This window comes from Lentzea californiensis, assembly GCF_024648825.1.
GTDB classification, from domain to species: domain Bacteria; phylum Actinomycetota; class Actinomycetes; order Mycobacteriales; family Pseudonocardiaceae; genus Lentzea; species Lentzea californiensis.
The window spans coordinates 208,688-223,397 of record NZ_JANBBE010000006.1; the positions used below are offsets into that span (position 1 = coordinate 208,688).

Sequence of the window (14,710 nt, forward strand, 5' to 3'; positions counted from 1 at the left end):
GTTCGATCACGTGATCATCCACGAAAATTCCATCGGGGAGAGTCATCGCAATGTCCGACAGTTCGGAGTGCGAGCGATCAGCGCACGACACCAGTCCGCCCAGGTTCCGGGTTCCCGTCTCGGCCGTTCCGCTCATAGCACGCGACCGGCTTCTGTCCATTGTGGACGAGAACGTCGCGGCGGCACCGGTCACCCTCGTCACCGGGCCCGCGGGGTGTGGCAAGACGACGTTGCTCGCGGAGTGGGCACGACGCCGCACCGACCGGGTCGCGTGGCTGACCCTCGACGAACACGACAGCGCGCCCGCCCGGCTGCGCATCGCGGTGAGAGACGCGCTCACCCGCGTCTGGCCGGACCAGGGCCGCCTCGAGTCGATCCCGTGGTCCGAACCGGGTTTCTCCTCGGCGATAGTGGCCGCGTTCGACCGCTTACCCGCGTCCGCGTGCCTGGTCCTAGACAACGTGCACGAACTGCGTGATCAGGAAGCCCTCGCCACCATCGACCTGCTCACCCGGCAGCCACCGGACCGGTTGAGACTGGTGCTGCTCGGCCGGTTCCCGCCACCGCTGCACCTCGCCCGGCTGCACCTGGAGGGACGGTTGCGCGAGGTGCTGCCCCACGAGCTCGCGTTCGACCGGGGCGAGACCGAGGCCCTGCTCGCCATGTACGGCGTCTCGCTCTCGGCGGAGGAGATCGAGGCGCTGTTCACCGGCACGGAGGGCTGGGCCGGTGGGCTGACGTTCGCGGCGATGCGGATGAACACGACCGGCACACCGCCGGCCGGCCTGCCCATGCTCACCGGGCAGGACGAGATCGTGAGCAGCTACCTGACCGAGGAGGTGCTCGCGCCCCACTCGCCGAGCACGCACGACCTGCTGATCGCGACCAGTGTCTGCGACGCGGTGAGCACCGGCCTCGCGAGCGCTCTGGCACCGGAGCACCCGAGTCCCGGCGTCGTGCTCGACCACCTCGAGCGCACCAACGCGTTCGTGAGCAGGCTGAGCAGCACACCCGAGTGGTACCGATGTCATCCGGTGCTGCGGGCGCACCTCCTCGCCGAACTGCGCCGGACCCGTCCGGCCGGCGAGAGCGCGCTGCACCGGTCCGCGGCACGCTGGCACCACGAGAACGACCTGCCCCTGACCGCGTTGCGGCACGCCGTCGCGGCCGGCGAGGACCAGCTCACCTCGGAGATCATCGAACACTCGGTGCTGCGGCAGATGCTGCACGCGGGCGGCGCGGAGGTGCACCCGGTGCTGAGCGCGGTGCCCGGCCACGTGCTGGCCAGGCCCGCGGTCGGGGTGGTCGCGGCACTCGTCGCGCTCGACGCCGGTGACCTCGCCGCCGCCGACCGGGTGCTCGCCGGCATCGGCGGCGCGTCCCCCGCTCTGCGACCGGAACGGGTCCGGGTGCTGCACGGCACCGCACTGCTGCGCCGCGGCCGGCTCGACGCGCACGTCGGCGAGGCGCTCGGCATCATGGCCAGGACGCCCGCCGGACTGAGCGGCGCACCGGACGCGGACGTCGCCGCCCTGCTCGACCGCGGTGTCGCGGCGTTGTCACGCGGCGAGCACCGCGCCGCGGAGACCGACCTGGTGCGTGCGGCGGCGCTCGCCAGGAAGGAGGGGTTCACCCACGCCGAACTGGACTGCCGGGTGCACCTCGCGGCGTTGGCGAGCGCGATGGGCGACATCGCGGAGGGAGCGCGGCAGGCGCGCGAGGCGGTCGAGTTCGCCGAGCGACAGGGCTGGCAGACGCACTTCACCTGTGCCCTCGCCTACTCCCTGATGGGCGTGCACGCCTACCTGCGCATGGAGGACGTGCAGGCGACCGACCTGGCCATGCGCGCGACCGCGGCGCTGGGCGACCGGCCCGACCTGGGGGTCGGGATCGCGGTCCGCACGCTGGACGCGGCGGTGTCGTTCACCACGGCCGGCGACCCGCGCGCCGTCGCCGGACGCCTGCGCCGGCAGTGGCAGGACGTCGCCGGGCGTGAGGTGACGCCACCGGTGGTCGCGCACGTGGCACCGGCGTTGCAACGGATGGCCCTGCGGACCGGGGACGAACAGTGGGCCGCGGCGATGCCCGGCCAGGTCGAGGCGATGTTCGGCCCGTGCGGGGAGCAGGCGGTGCTCCAGGCCGTCCTGCACTCCCACCACTCCCGCGTCAACCAGGCCCGCAAACTGGTGAAACCGTTGCTGTCAGGGGATCTGCCCGCGGTCGCGGCACCGACCGTGGTGGACGCCTGGCTGCTGGAGGCCGTGCTGGTGGAGCGTTCCGGCGACCAGCGGCGCGCACACGAGGCCGTCACCCGCGCGCTGGCGGCCGCGGAGCCCGTCGGCACGATCCGGCCGTTCGTCCACGCGGGCAAGCCGGTCCGCGAGCTCCTCGCCCGCGGCGCGGGCCGATTCGGCAGGCTGGACCGGTTCGCCACGACGACGATGACGGCGCTGCCCACGGCGGCGACGACCTCGGCGGGCGTGCTCACGAGTCGCGAGCGGGATCTCCTGGTCGAGCTGCCGTCCATGCGCACCACCGAGGAGATCGCGAGCTCCCTGTTCGTCTCCGTCAACACCGTGAAGACGCACCTGCGCGGCATCTACCGGAAACTCGGCGTGAACCAGCGGCGCGACGCCGTCCTCGTCGCCAGGCGACTCGGCCTGATCTGATCACGGTTGGCCCCTTGGATCGTGGCCCGGACCCCCGCCACACTTGATCCGCACGGGCCGCCACACCGCGGCCCACACCCCGAGTCACCGACACGATCGCGTGCGGCTCGGTCATCGAACGCCTAGGCAGGCACCCCCGGCGGTGCTCAGTTCGGCCTGCGCACCGCCGGGTGCGGGGCACGGCCGTGAGTGGTTCCCGTTCCCGATGTCGCGCTTCACGGCAGAGGAGCCGCTCACGGCCGGTCCACACTCAAGCGCGCGACATCCCGGCCGTTCGGCCGAGCTGATCGAGGTGCTGGAAGTCCTCGTCGGACAGCTCGACGTCCGCCGCGCCGGCGTTCTCCTCGAGGTGGCGCAGGGAGGACGTGCCCGGGATCGGGAGCACGACCTCCGACCGGCGCAGCAGCCACGCCAGCGCGACCTGCGCCGGGGTGGCCCCCAGCCGGCGGGCCACCTCCGCCACCGGTGAGCCCGGCCGGACGCTCGGCGCGATCGGCAACCACGGCAGGAACGCGATGCCGTGCCGTTCGCAGTGCGCCAGCACGTCCTCCGAGCGCCGGTCGTCGAGGTTGTACCGGTTCTGCACGCTCACGACCGGCGTGATCCGCCCGGCTTCGACGATCTGCTCGACGGACACCTCGGACAGCCCGACGTGCCGCACCTTCCCCTCGTCCTGCAGCCGCCGCAGCGCGCCGATCTGGTCGGCCAGTGCGACGGCGGGGTCGATCCGGTGCAGCTGGAACAGGTCGATGCGCTCGACCCGCAGCCGGCGCAGGCTCAGCTCGGCCTGCTGGCGCAGGTATTCCGGGCGGCCGAGCGGGATCCAGTCGTCGCCGGGGTGGCACTGGCCGGCCTTGGTGGCCACCACGACACCGCCGGGGTACGGGTGCAGGGCCTCGGCCAGCAGCTCCTCGTTGCGGCCGAGGTCGTAGGAGTCGGCGGTGTCGATGAACGTGACGCCGAGCTCGACCGCCCGGCGGGCCAGGGCGTGCGCGGCGGCCGGGTCGTCCGCGGGCAGCCGCATGGCGCCGAAACCCAGGCGGTGTACGGGAAGGTCGCCGCCGAGGACGAGGTGGTGACGGTCGGGGTGCACAGGATCTCCTTGCGGATGTCGGTTCTTGCGGCACCGACACTGCCGTTCCGCTTCCGCTAAGACAATCGAAACCTTCTTGGCTCGACCGCGTAGCATCGCTGAAGTGTTGAACCTGGAACGCCTGCGGACCCTGCACGCGGTGTCCACCACGGGATCGGTCCGCGGCGCCGCCGAAGCGTTGCACGTGACCACCTCGGCGGTGTCGCAGCAACTGTCCAGGCTGGAGCGCGAGGTCGGTCAGCGCCTGCTGGAGAAGCAGGGCCGCGGCATCAGGCTCACCGACGCGGGCGACCTGCTCGCCGACCACGCGGGCAGGTTGCTGCAGCAGGTGGAACTCGCCGAGACCGACCTGGCAGACCACCGCGGCGCGGTGGCCGGATCACTCACGGTGGCCGCGTTCGCCACGGCCGCTCGCGGCCTGTTGCCGGCGGTGCTGCACGCATTGCGGCAGCGGCACCCGAACCTGTCGGCACGGCTCACGGAGCTGGAACCCGTCGAGTCGATCGCACAGCTGCGTCACGCGGACATCGACATCGCGGTGGTGCAGGACTGGCCGGAGCAGCCGCTCGCGGTGCCCGACGGGATCTCGTGCGCCCCGCTGCTGGAAGACGTCCTCGACGCGGCTCTACCCGCCCGGCATACGTTGGCAGACAGGGATTCCACCACTTTGGAGGAGCTGCACGGCGAGGACTGGGTGGGGTGGCCCAGTGACGAGATCTGCCACGGCTGGCTCGAGAACATGCTGCGCCGCAACGGGATCGAGCGCCGCATCACCCACACCGCCTCGGAGCACTCCACCCAGCTCGCCTTGGTGGCGGCGGGGCTCGGCGCCGCGATCATCCCCCGGCTCGGCCGCGGCCCCGCACCGGACGGCGTCCGGTTCGTGCCGCTGCTCCCGGCACCCCGGCGACGGGTGTTCGCGTTGTGGCGCAACAGCACCACGAACCGTCCCGCGTGCCGGGCGGCGCTGCGCGCCCTGCAGGACGCCGCCCGTCAGTGCGACACCGGCCGCGTCGCCGAGCTCGCGTGACTCAGGACTTCGCGGCCAGCGGGAAGGTCACCCCGGTGACCCGCTCCGACACCTCCCACAGGCGCCGCGCCAGCATCGGGTCACTGGCCGCCGCCGACCGGCCGACGAGCGCGGGGTGGCCGTGCAGCTCGAACCGCCCGTCCGGGCCGACGTAGCTGGCGCCCGGCAGGTCCTGGGTCGCCGCGTACAACGACGGCAGCGCGCCCTGCGCCTCGGTCTGCGCGAGGTAGCGCCCGGCCAGGTGCACGATCTTGACCAGGTGCCGGTTGCGGCCCTTGGTGCCCAGGTTGGTCGCCGAGTAGCCGGGGTGCGCCGACAGCGCGCGCACGGACGACCCGGCCTCACGGCAGCGCCGGTCCAGTTCGAGGGTGAACAGCAGGTTCGCCAGCTTCGACCGCCCGTAGGCCTTCACCGGGGTGTAGCCGGCGCGGTCGAAGTCGAGGTCGTCGAGGTCGAGCACGCCCGCCTTGTGCGCGCCGGAGGCCACGGTCACCACGCGGCCGGTGATCGAGGGCAGCAGCAGGTTGGTCAGCGCGAAGTGGCCGAGGTGGTTGGTGCCGAACTGCAGCTCGAACCCGTCCGCCGTGCGGCCGAACGGGGTCATCGCCACCCCGGCGTTGTTGACCAGGACGTCGAGCTCGCCCTGCCAGCCCTCGGCGAACGCGCGCACCGACGCCAGGTTCGCCAGGTCCAGCTCACGGACCTCGGTCTTGCCGGACATGGCGGCCGCGGCCAGCTCACCGGCGGCGACGTCGCGCACGGCGAGCACCGTGCGCGCCCCTGCCGCGGCGAAGGCGGCCGCCGTGCCGCGGCCCACGCCGCTGGCCGCACCGGTCACCACGACGGTACGACCGGTCAGGTCGGGGAGGTCGCCGGCGGTCCACCTGTGCTTCGTCATGATCGCCAGCTTATTCACCCTTTTCGGCGCCGATCGCACCACGCGACAACGACGTCCGTCCGCGGTCTAGGCGTCGCCCGTCCTGATGAGGTTGTCCACCAGGTACGCCAAGGCTTCCGGGTCGTCGACGACCTCCGGCAACGCGCCGGGCGTCGCGCGTCGTAGCTGCGTCCAGCCGACGTAGGCGGAGTAGGCGACGACGGCCTGGCGCCGGGCGCGTGCCGGAGGAAGGCCGAGTTCCGCGTAGGCCTCGGTCAGGAACGCGACCCTGCGTTCGGTGACGCGTTGCAGGATCGGCGCGACCACCGGGTCGTCGGCGTGCGCCACCAGCGCGGGTTCCAGTCCGCTCGCCGGGTCCTCGGTGATCGCGATCAGGAAGAGCCGGCGCAGCTTGTCCCGCGGGTCGGCGATGGACGCCACCTGGTCGATCACCGCGATGGTGCCCTGCTGCTCCCACCACAGCAGTGCGTCGCGCAGCAGTTCCGTGCGATCGGTGAAGTGCCAGTAGAAGCTGCCTCGCGTCACGCCGAGCCGCTGGGCGAGCGGCACCACGGCCACCGCGCTCACGCCGCCCTCGGCCAGGGCGGTGAGTGCCGCGGTGAGCCAGTCCTGCTTCGACAACCGAGCCACGTCCGTACAGTACTGTACGGTCGACCATGCAGGGGTGTACGGAACGGTGGAGGAACGCGATGACGTTGGTGGGTTCGGGTACGGCCGCGGTGTTGGTGCTGGTCGGCGTCCTGCACGGGGTGTGGATGTTCTCGCCGTGGCCTCTGCGCACTCGCGAGGAGTTCGCCAGTCGTGTGGTGGGCGTTCCGGTGGAGAAGCTGCCGACGGGGCCGGCGACGGGCGCGGTCGCGGTCCTGCTCGGGGTGGCCGCGTACGTCGTCGCGGGCCGTGCGGGCGTGTTGCCGGTGCCGGGCCCCGGCTGGCTGGCGACCGCCGGGGCGGCCGGCGTGGCCGCGGTGCTCCTGCTGCGCGGCGCGGCGGGCCTGGTGGTGTCGTCCCGGCAGGACACCGAGTTCGCGCGGCTCGACCTGCGGATCTACTCGCCGCTGTGCCTCGTCCTGGCGGCGTGCTGCGCGTCGGTCGCCGCGCTGGGATGAACCCCCCACCGCGCGGGGCCGCTCACACGCCGAGAGCGGCCGGCGGGTACAGCAGGCTGAGTGCAGGAAAGCCTGACGCGGTTCTACGCCTGCTCCTGAGGTGAGCACCGGACGCGGGCGGAAGATCTTCTTACTCGCGCCCGCGCTCATCCGCCGAGCGCCGCCCAGCCGGCGCTGAGCCGCCAGGCCTCGGCTCGCGTGACGGGGTCGTAGGAGATGCTGGGCGACCGTTCTTCCTTGTCCCGCACGAAGTAGCGGCCCGTCACGGTCGAGAGACCGGGGTCCGTGGCCAGGCGCAGCGCGGCCGCCGCACCTGCCTCCGGGGTCAGCAGACGGCTGTGGATCAGCGAGCGGAACGGCCGGAGCGCGGCGGGCGTGATGTCGTCGACGATGCTGGTGCTCACGATCCCGGGGTGCACGGCGTTCACCGTCACGCCCTCGTCGTGCCACCGTTCGGCGAAGACGTAGCCGCAGATCGTGCTCAGCAGCTTGGCCCTCGCGTAGGCGGTGAACGGGGCGAAGCCCGCGGCGGGGTTGAGCTCGCGCAGGTCGGTGACGCCCGCCAGGTCGAGCGAGACCGGCCGCGGCTTGCCGGGCAGCGGCACGCTGCGGGTGTCGGACATGGTCGCGGAGACGACGTTGACGACACGGCTGGGCGCGGCGGCCCGCAGACGGTCGTGCAGCAGGTAGGTGAGCGTGAACCCGGCCAGGTGGTTCACCGCCAGGTGCGCCTCCACGCCGTCTGCGGTCAGCCGCCGGTCGCGGTAGTGCGCCCCGGCGTTGTTGATCAGCAGGTGCAACCGGTCGTGGCGGCGCGAGAACTCGGCGGCGAGCCGGTGCAGGTCACGGCGGACGCCCAGGTCGCCGGTGAGCACCTCCAGCCGGTCGGTGCCGAGCTCGCGCCGCAGGACCTCTCCCCGTTCCGCGTCGCGGCTCGTGATGACGACGTGCGCGCCGGCGCGGACCAGTTCCGCGGTGATGACCCTGCCCATCCCGCCGGCGCCACCGGTCACCAGCGCGACCCGGCCGCTCAGATCCGTCCGGCCACTGTGGACGTTCATGCGGCGATCCCCGGCGCCTGGCGCAGGAATGCCGGTCGCACGGCCTCGCCCACGAGGAACTCGGCCAGGTCGGCGCGCGACACCGAGGAGGTCACGGTGATGCGCAGGTCGGTGCCCGTGCGGTAGCCGCCGGTCGCCGGAGTGTTCTTCAGGGCGGGCGGCCGGACGATCGTCCAGTCCACATCGGACCGCCGGATGAGCGCCTCCATCACCTCCTTGTCCCGCATCTTGTGCTTGACCGACGCCCAGAGCAGCAACGAGTACAGCGACCGGTCACGGCTCTCCGCCGCGCCGTGCGCGCTGACGGCCACGAGGCGGCGCACGGACGTTTCCGCCATCGCGAGCAACGCGGCGCGGATGCCGTCCGAACAGACCGTGGACGGGCCGGGGTCACTGGTACCGAGTGCGCTGATGATCGCGTCATGTCCGGCGACGACGCGGGCCAGCCCGGTCAGCACCGGAAGCACCGCCACGGTCAGACCGGGGGCGGGCGGGATCGCGTCGCCGCGGCGCACGACGGCCGTGACCGCGTGCCCGGCTCGCAGCGCGACATCGACGACAGCGCGTCCGGTTCCGCCGCTCGCACCCAGGACCACCAGCCGGGAACTCTTTGAGTCATCTTGTCTCATAAGTTCCACCGTGCCGTGCCGCATGCTTCTGAGTCAAGTTGTCTCATAAGATGTCGCCATGGCCGACTCCACCGACCCGCGCATCACCCGCAGCCGCGAGGCGATCCTCTCCGCCGCACGGGAGCTCCTCCGCGAGGACGGCCCGGCCGCGGTCACCCACCAGAACGTGGCCAAACGCGCGAAAGTCGGGCGCGCGACGGTGTACCGCCATTGGCCGCAGCCGAGATTGCTGCTCGACGACACGATGGCCGGCGTCCGGATGCCGTTCTTCCGAGACCCCGTTCCGCCGGTCCGCCCGTGGCTGGCGCGGCAGATGCGCACGCTCGCCGACGAACTGGCGCTACCCGAGGTGCAGGCGGTGACCGCGGCGCTGTTCCACGGAGCACCGGACGAGCCCGACGCGACCGCCCGGCGGGAGCAGCTCATCGCCACGATCAGCGGCCGGCTCGGCACAGCGCTGGAGTCGGCGGCGCGGACCGGCGAGCTCCAGGCCTCGGCCGACCTCCTGGACGCCCCGGCGATCATCATCGGGCCCCTGGTCTTCCGGAGCATGTTCGAACGCCGCCCGGTCACCGACGCGATGATCGACCACCTGCTGACCACGCTCGGGACCTGGAGGTAGGTGCGGCCGCCCGGCAGAACGGACGGCCGCACAACGGACTCAGCGCGCCGAGTACTCGGCGATCACCGCCTGCAGGCGCAACGGGCTCGTGCCCGGCAGGTCCGCGTAGCCCACGGCGATCAACCGGTTCGTGCCGGGCACGGCGGCGATGGCGTTGTAGTTCGTGCCGAACGAGCCCGGCGGCGCGGGTGCCGGAGTGGTGGTCCACCCTGCCGGGCCGTGAGAGCTGAAGGACGCCAGCGGGAAGCGGCCGATGACCCACGGAGTGCCGTTGGTTCCCACCGCGACGGCCGGGGTGGCCGGGGTGTTCAGCCCGCCGACGGTCTGCCAGGTGGTGCCGTCGCCTCGCACGACCACGTTGGCCGATCCCATGCCGCCGCCGTCGCCCACCGCCCAGATGTCACTGGAGGACGTGCCGTCCAGCGACCGCAGGGTGACCTGCTGCTGGTTCAGTCCTACCTGGACAGTTCGCCAGGCCGTGCCGTTCCAGTGGAACAGCAGCGGGCCCGAGTGGCCGTTCCACATGCCGTGCCCGGCCGCCCACACGTCGTCGGGCGCGAAGGCCTTGACGGCGTTGATGGTGCAGAAGTTCACGATTCCGCCGCCCGTCACGCACTCGGCGGGTGGCTGGTGTTCCTGCCAGGAGCTCCCGGTCCACTCGTGGAACACCGGGGTGTTGCCGTGGCGACCGACCAGCCAGGCACGTCCGTCCACAACGGACAAGTCGTGGATCGACAGCGTGCCGGGGGTGGCACCCGGCGGGTACGGCACCTCGGTCCACGTCCTGCCGTTGTAGCGCCACACCAGCGTGACGTTGCCGTCCGGCGACCACGGCGCACCCTGGACCCAGACGTCCCTGGCGGACGACGCCGCGACGCGCTGGAACGACACCCGCCCCTGCACGACCGGGAGTGACGTCCGGGACCACCTGATCCCGTTCCACCGCAGCATCATGGGATCACCGGTCGTGTACTGCTGGTCCGGGTGGTAGCCCTCGAAGCCGACCGCCCAGGCGTTCCTGGCGTCGACGGCGGCGACGTCCCAGAGGTTGCTCGTCGCCTTGCTCTGCGGGATCGAGGCCAGGCGCCACGCCGGTTCCGCGGCCGCGGCGGGCACGGCGGCGCCGGCGACCATCGCGGCCGAGAAGGCTAACGCCAGGTATCTGCGAACTCTCATAAGTCCCCCAAGCTGTTGGACCTGAACGAGTCTGTGCGCGGTCGATCATTCACGAAGACCGGTTCCACGCCAGGGGTTCGTGTCGGCTTGGCCTAGTTGAGCAGCCATCGTGACCCAGCCGCCGCAGCCAGGTAACCCGAATGGGATTCAGGTATGCCCTTGTGATCTAGCTCACGGACCAGGTAGAACTGAACGCACGGTTACCGGAAATCGCGCCTCACGGAACGACCTCCCTGCCAACCGAATACTTGTGAGGACCTGTGCGAACCGCAGTCGTCGCCGCCCTGCTCGGACTCGGTGCCTTCGCAGTAGCGGCCGGATTGGTGCTGCAACTGCACTCCTATCCCCTGCTCGCCAAGCTGCAGCACGACATCGACACGGTCTCCGTCTCCGAGGGAGAAGGAGTCACCGCCGTCGTGTACCCGCCCGGCGGAATGCCGGAAGTGCGCCACAACCTCCGCCTCACGGCGACCACTCACGTCGAAGGCGATCTGGCCGCGCCCGAGATCAAGGAGAACGGCGACGTCACCGTGTGGAAGCGGGCGACGATCGTCAAGGAGGACTCGGACAAGCTCGTGCTCAGCGCCGAGGTGCGCAAGATCTGCCTCGACCGCCGCACCGGCGAGGCGGTCGCGCCCTGCCGCGGCGAGTTCTACGAGACCGAACGGGGCAAGCGGGTCACCGCCGAAGGACGGCAGTTGCTGCAACCAGGCCTCAACTTCGTGTTCCCGTTCGACACCGAGCAGCGCGACCACCGTTGGTACGACACGGTTCTCAAGCGCCCGGTCGACATCCACTTCGCCGGAGAGCAGCTCTTGCAGGGACTCGGCGTGTACCGGTTCACGCACACGATCCCGCAGACGGAGCTCGACCGGTTCGCGGTACCCGGTTCGCTGGTCGGCAGCCCGGAGCCGTCCGTGGACGTCACCCAGTACTACGGCGTCACCCGCACGTTGCTGGTCGAGCCCACGACCGGCGCGGTGCTCTCGGTCCGGGAGGACATCCGGCAGGAGCTGCGCACCGACTCGCAGGACGAGGGCGAGGGAACCCCTGTGTTCGCAGGAGAACTGCGGCTGACGAACGCCTCGGTCTCCGCGAACGTGGACCAGGTCAAGCAGAACATGCCGAAGCTGTTCGTCATCACCACCCTTCCCACCGTCCTGTCGGTCGCCGGCGCCGTGCTGGTCGCGGTCGGGCTGGTGCTGCTGCTCGTGTGGCGGCGCGGTCTCGTCGCCGGGCCGGTGGCGCTGGTGATCGGTGCGTGCCTGGCCGGCGCGATCACCTACGGCGTCACCGGCGCCAGCGACCCGGACGACTCGCTCGACCTCAAGAACGTGGTGTCGTCCTCGAACGTCGACTACGGACTCCGATGAGCGTCACGTTCCTCCTCGATGATCCCGGCGACCCGGAGCAGTTCGCCCTCCGCCTTCGGCACCGCGATCAGGGTTACCGGCAACGGGTTCCCGTCGGCGTCCGAGCCCGCGCGCACGGACACGGCCGGGTAGCCGCTGACCTTCCACAGCGGCGAGAACGGAGAGGTGGCGCCGTTGCGCACCAGGACCCCGCCGGGCAGCGACATCGTCTCGGCCGGCCCGGTGTGCCCTGGTGTCACCAGCACGTCGACACCGGTGAACATGTGGTCCACCATCACCCGCTCCGCCGCGCGCATCGACCGGCAGATCCCCCGCAGCGGCGAGGGCACGAAACGGTCGAGCAGGTCCAGCTCACGAGGACCGGCGGCCAGGTGCGGTGCCAGCAGGAGCCTGGACTCGCTGGCGAGGTGCGGGTCGTGGTCGACCACCTCGCCGACGCGCAAGGACAACAGCGAGGCGACGTCCTCGACGACTCTTCGCATGGACGGACGGGTGCGGGTGGTCATCGCGATGCCGCGCAACGACACACCGATCCTCAGTGGACGGTCCGCGGGCTCGGCCGCCCAGCCGATCGCGCGCACGACGTGCGCCACGTCGGCCACGGTCCTCGCCACCACGCCGCGCCCGCCGGAGGTCTCGAAGCCGACGACGCCGGCACCTCCCGCGGGCACCCCGCCGGCACCGGGCGCCCGGCGTGCCAGCACCGCGGACACCACACCGGTGGCGACGGCGACAGCGGTGCCCGACACCTTGGGGTCGAGCGCCGTGGCGGGCATGCCGGGGGTGGGGTTGCGGTGGATCTCGGCTCCCGACGTTCTCCCGATCACGACGGCTCCCGCCGCCACCAGTGCGTCGAAAGCCGAACGCGGCAAGGAGTCCTCGACGGCCAGGGGCAGTCCGAGCAGACCGCCGGCCGCGCCGCCCGCCAACCGCCGATCGGCCTCCTCCGCACTGCGCCGGGCGGTGGCCAAATCGACATCTGTGAAAACGTGCCGCGACGAGCTGAGCCGATGTTCGGCCGTCGCAAGGAGTTCTGCTGCGGTCACCGCACCACGCGCGAGCAGCCGGGCCTGCTCAACTGCTCCCGGATAGCACACAGGGGTTTCTTCCACGTGTCTCTTCCTCCGGCATCGTCGCCGTCGAGTAAGGAGCTGGTTCTTTCAGCCGCTACCCGTTTCCCAGCAGGGGTTCCGCCGAACGGCTCTGAAGTTCGGCGGCCGAGTAGCTTCTTTCTCCACGCGGACCGATCAAGATGACCTGAGTCACCCCGGTCGAGGGGTTGCGCAGAGGTTACTGTCCGGTAGGTTCCACGCCACTGTGACGTCCCTCTCATACCCGGAACACACCCAGAAGGAGGACGAGTGCGACGTGTTGCGAGCCTCGTGCTGGTAGGACTGGGCATCTTCTCGCTGGCGCTCGGAGCAGTCCTGCGCTTCTACGTGTACCCCGAGCTCGCTGTCGTGCCGCTCGACCAGAAGACGGAATCCGTCGCGGAAGGCGCGGCGAAGGTCTTCTACCCCAAGGAACTCGTCGTCAAGGACGCGCGACTGACGGCCACCCGCAAGGTCGAGAGCAACCTGACCAGGCCGGAGGCCAAGGTCGACGGTGACGTGATGGTGTGGGACCAGGGTCTGGTCGTCACCGACTCCGAGAACCAGCTCGTCTCCGCGGTGAAGCACCGGGTGTGCCTCGACCGCCGGACGAACATGGCACTCCAGTGCACCCAGCAGTACGTGACCGACGCCGAGGGCGACCCCACCGCGGCCGATAAGGCGGTGCACCAGGAGGGCCTCAACTACAAGTTCCCGTTCGACACCCAGCCCCAGGACTACGAGTACTTCGACACCACCCTGCGCAAGGCGACGACCGCGCGGTACGAGGGCACGGACGAGGTCGGCGGGCTCGAGGTCTACAAGTTCGTCCAGAAGATCCCGTCGACCAAGTTCCGCGACCAGGACGTGCCGGGCAACCTGGTGAACAGCACCGAGGCGTCGGTCAAGGCGGAGCGCCGCTACGAGAACACCCGCACCATGTGGGTCGAGCCGGTCAGCGGCATCATCGTCAAGGGTTCGGAACAGCAGCGGCAAGCGTTGTTCGGGCCCGACGGAAAAGAAGGTACGGTGCTGCTCGACGCCACCCTGACCTTCAACGAGAAAACCGTCAGAGAATCGATTGAACGCGCCTCAGAGGCACGTGACAAATTGACTCTGATCAGCAGCACCGGACCGGTCGTCCTGCTTTCCGCCGGCCTGGTGATGCTGCTCGCCGGAATTCTTCTCGGTGTGCTCGGACGACGACCCAGGCACGTCGCCTAGGCACGTCGCCTGAGCACGATCACGAAGTTCCACGAGGCGATCTCCCGGACCCCCGGGACACGGGTGATCCACTTCGCCCACCACGGGTGGTACCGGGGGAACGTCTCGACCACGTCGGCGACGGTCTGGCGGTGAGCCCACCGCTGGACCGCCCCGACGCTCACCGGGAACAGCGACGTGCCGAACGAGTTCTTCGGCGGCTTGCCGTTGCGGTGCTCGTAACGGCGGCGCGCGTAGTGCCCGCCGAGGAAGTGCCACGGCGCGGTCTCGTGGCCGCCCCACGGTGAGTACCACGGCGTGTAGGACATGAAGACAGTGCCTCCGGGCCTGGTCACACGCACCATCTCGGCCAGCATCAGCCACGGGTCGTCGACGTGCTCCAGCACGTTGGACGAGTAGCAGACGTCCACCGAGGCGTCGCGGAACGGCAGCGCCGTGCCGCTCGCGCGGATCATGCCGGGGTCGGGTTCACCGCGGGCGGACAACTCGCCGACGTCCGGGTCCAGCCCCACGTACCGGGCGCCGGCGCCGCGGAACGCCTCGGCGAAGTAGCCGGGACCACCGCCCACGTCGAGCACGACGGCACCGCTCAGGGACACGTACGACGACACCTGGGCGACCGAGTCGTCCGCCAGGATCCGGTAGAAGTGGTCGGGGTCGGTCTGCTCTTTCAGGAATGCTCGAAAAAGCCGAACAGAACGGCGGAAAGTTGGCTTGCGCAACTTTTCCGGGGCCGAA

The 14,710-nt window shown here is 70.9% G+C and carries 14 protein-coding genes; 6 read left to right on the top strand and 8 right to left on the bottom strand.

Going from position 1 to position 14,710, the window contains the following annotated elements; genetic code table 11:
• The first annotated feature begins 50 nt into the window (after positions 1–50).
• Positions 51–2,669: a winged helix-turn-helix domain-containing protein gene (locus tag LX88_RS23000; RefSeq protein WP_258949870.1), complete on the top strand. Its 2,619-nt coding sequence runs from the start codon at positions 51–53 to the stop codon at positions 2,667–2,669.
• A 250-nt stretch (positions 2,670–2,919) separates the two neighbouring features.
• Here LX88_RS23000 and LX88_RS23005 read toward each other — a convergent pair whose 3' ends face one another.
• Positions 2,920–3,762 carry an aldo/keto reductase gene (locus LX88_RS23005; protein ID WP_258949871.1) on the bottom strand — a complete coding sequence of 281 codons (843 nt, stop codon included), beginning with the start codon at positions 3,760–3,762 and terminating at the stop codon, positions 2,920–2,922.
• Between the two features lie 103 nt (positions 3,763–3,865).
• On the opposite strand from LX88_RS23005, the gene LX88_RS23010 reads away from it, so the two are divergent.
• A complete protein-coding gene (locus LX88_RS23010; protein WP_258949872.1) occupies positions 3,866–4,792 on the top strand; it encodes a LysR family transcriptional regulator in 927 nt (308 codons plus the stop codon).
• Between the two features lies 1 nt (position 4,793).
• Here the strand turns inward: LX88_RS23010 and LX88_RS23015 are convergent, their stop codons facing one another.
• Complete coding sequence (locus LX88_RS23015) at positions 4,794–5,690, bottom strand: oxidoreductase (protein ID WP_258949873.1); 897 nt, start codon at positions 5,688–5,690, stop codon at positions 4,794–4,796.
• 66 nt (positions 5,691–5,756) lie between these two features.
• A complete protein-coding gene (locus LX88_RS23020; protein ID WP_258949874.1) occupies positions 5,757–6,320 on the bottom strand; it encodes a TetR/AcrR family transcriptional regulator in 564 nt (187 codons plus the stop codon).
• Between the two features lie 59 nt (positions 6,321–6,379).
• Between LX88_RS23020 and LX88_RS23025 the strand changes: the two genes are divergently transcribed.
• Positions 6,380–6,796, top strand: a complete 417-nt coding sequence (locus LX88_RS23025) for a DUF3995 domain-containing protein (protein ID WP_258949875.1) — start codon at positions 6,380–6,382, stop codon at positions 6,794–6,796.
• A gap of 146 nt (positions 6,797–6,942) precedes the next feature.
• Here the strand turns inward: LX88_RS23025 and LX88_RS23030 are convergent, their stop codons facing one another.
• Positions 6,943–7,857, bottom strand: coding sequence for an SDR family NAD(P)-dependent oxidoreductase (locus LX88_RS23030; protein ID WP_258949876.1), 915 nt, complete (start codon positions 7,855–7,857; stop codon positions 6,943–6,945).
• The gene (locus tag LX88_RS23035; protein WP_258949877.1) at positions 7,854–8,486 is read right to left on the bottom strand and encodes an NAD(P)-dependent oxidoreductase; all 633 of its coding nucleotides are present in this window, start codon (positions 8,484–8,486) and stop codon (positions 7,854–7,856) included. The genes LX88_RS23030 and LX88_RS23035 overlap by 4 nt, the downstream gene beginning before the upstream one ends.
• Before the next feature lie 58 nt (positions 8,487–8,544).
• On the opposite strand from LX88_RS23035, the gene LX88_RS23040 reads away from it, so the two are divergent.
• Complete coding sequence (locus LX88_RS23040) at positions 8,545–9,108, top strand: TetR/AcrR family transcriptional regulator (RefSeq protein WP_258949878.1); 564 nt, start codon at positions 8,545–8,547, stop codon at positions 9,106–9,108.
• A 39-nt stretch (positions 9,109–9,147) separates the two neighbouring features.
• Here LX88_RS23040 and LX88_RS23045 read toward each other — a convergent pair whose 3' ends face one another.
• A complete protein-coding gene (locus LX88_RS23045) occupies positions 9,148–10,284 on the bottom strand; it encodes a beta propeller repeat protein (protein ID WP_258949879.1) in 1,137 nt (378 codons plus the stop codon).
• A 260-nt stretch (positions 10,285–10,544) separates the two neighbouring features.
• Between LX88_RS23045 and pgfA (LX88_RS23050) the strand changes: the two genes are divergently transcribed.
• Positions 10,545–11,657, top strand: coding sequence for a cell envelope lipid trafficking protein PgfA (gene pgfA / locus LX88_RS23050; RefSeq protein WP_258949880.1), 1,113 nt, complete (start codon positions 10,545–10,547; stop codon positions 11,655–11,657).
• Here the strand turns inward: pgfA (LX88_RS23050) and LX88_RS23055 are convergent.
• Positions 11,642–12,628, bottom strand: a complete 987-nt coding sequence (locus LX88_RS23055) for an amidase family protein (protein ID WP_258949881.1) — start codon at positions 12,626–12,628, stop codon at positions 11,642–11,644. The two genes, pgfA (LX88_RS23050) and LX88_RS23055, sit on opposite strands and share 16 nt — an antisense overlap.
• Before the next feature lie 390 nt (positions 12,629–13,018).
• Here LX88_RS23055 and pgfA (LX88_RS23060) point away from each other — a divergent pair, with 390 nt between their 5' ends.
• Positions 13,019–13,972: a cell envelope lipid trafficking protein PgfA gene (gene pgfA / locus LX88_RS23060; protein ID WP_258949882.1), complete on the top strand. Its 954-nt coding sequence runs from the start codon at positions 13,019–13,021 to the stop codon at positions 13,970–13,972.
• Here pgfA (LX88_RS23060) and LX88_RS23065 read toward each other — a convergent pair.
• Entirely contained in the window at positions 13,969–14,694 is a 726-nt protein-coding gene (locus LX88_RS23065; protein WP_258949883.1) for a class I SAM-dependent methyltransferase, read from the bottom strand. The genes pgfA (LX88_RS23060) and LX88_RS23065 overlap by 4 nt on opposite strands.
• Positions 14,695–14,710 lie beyond the last annotated feature (16 nt).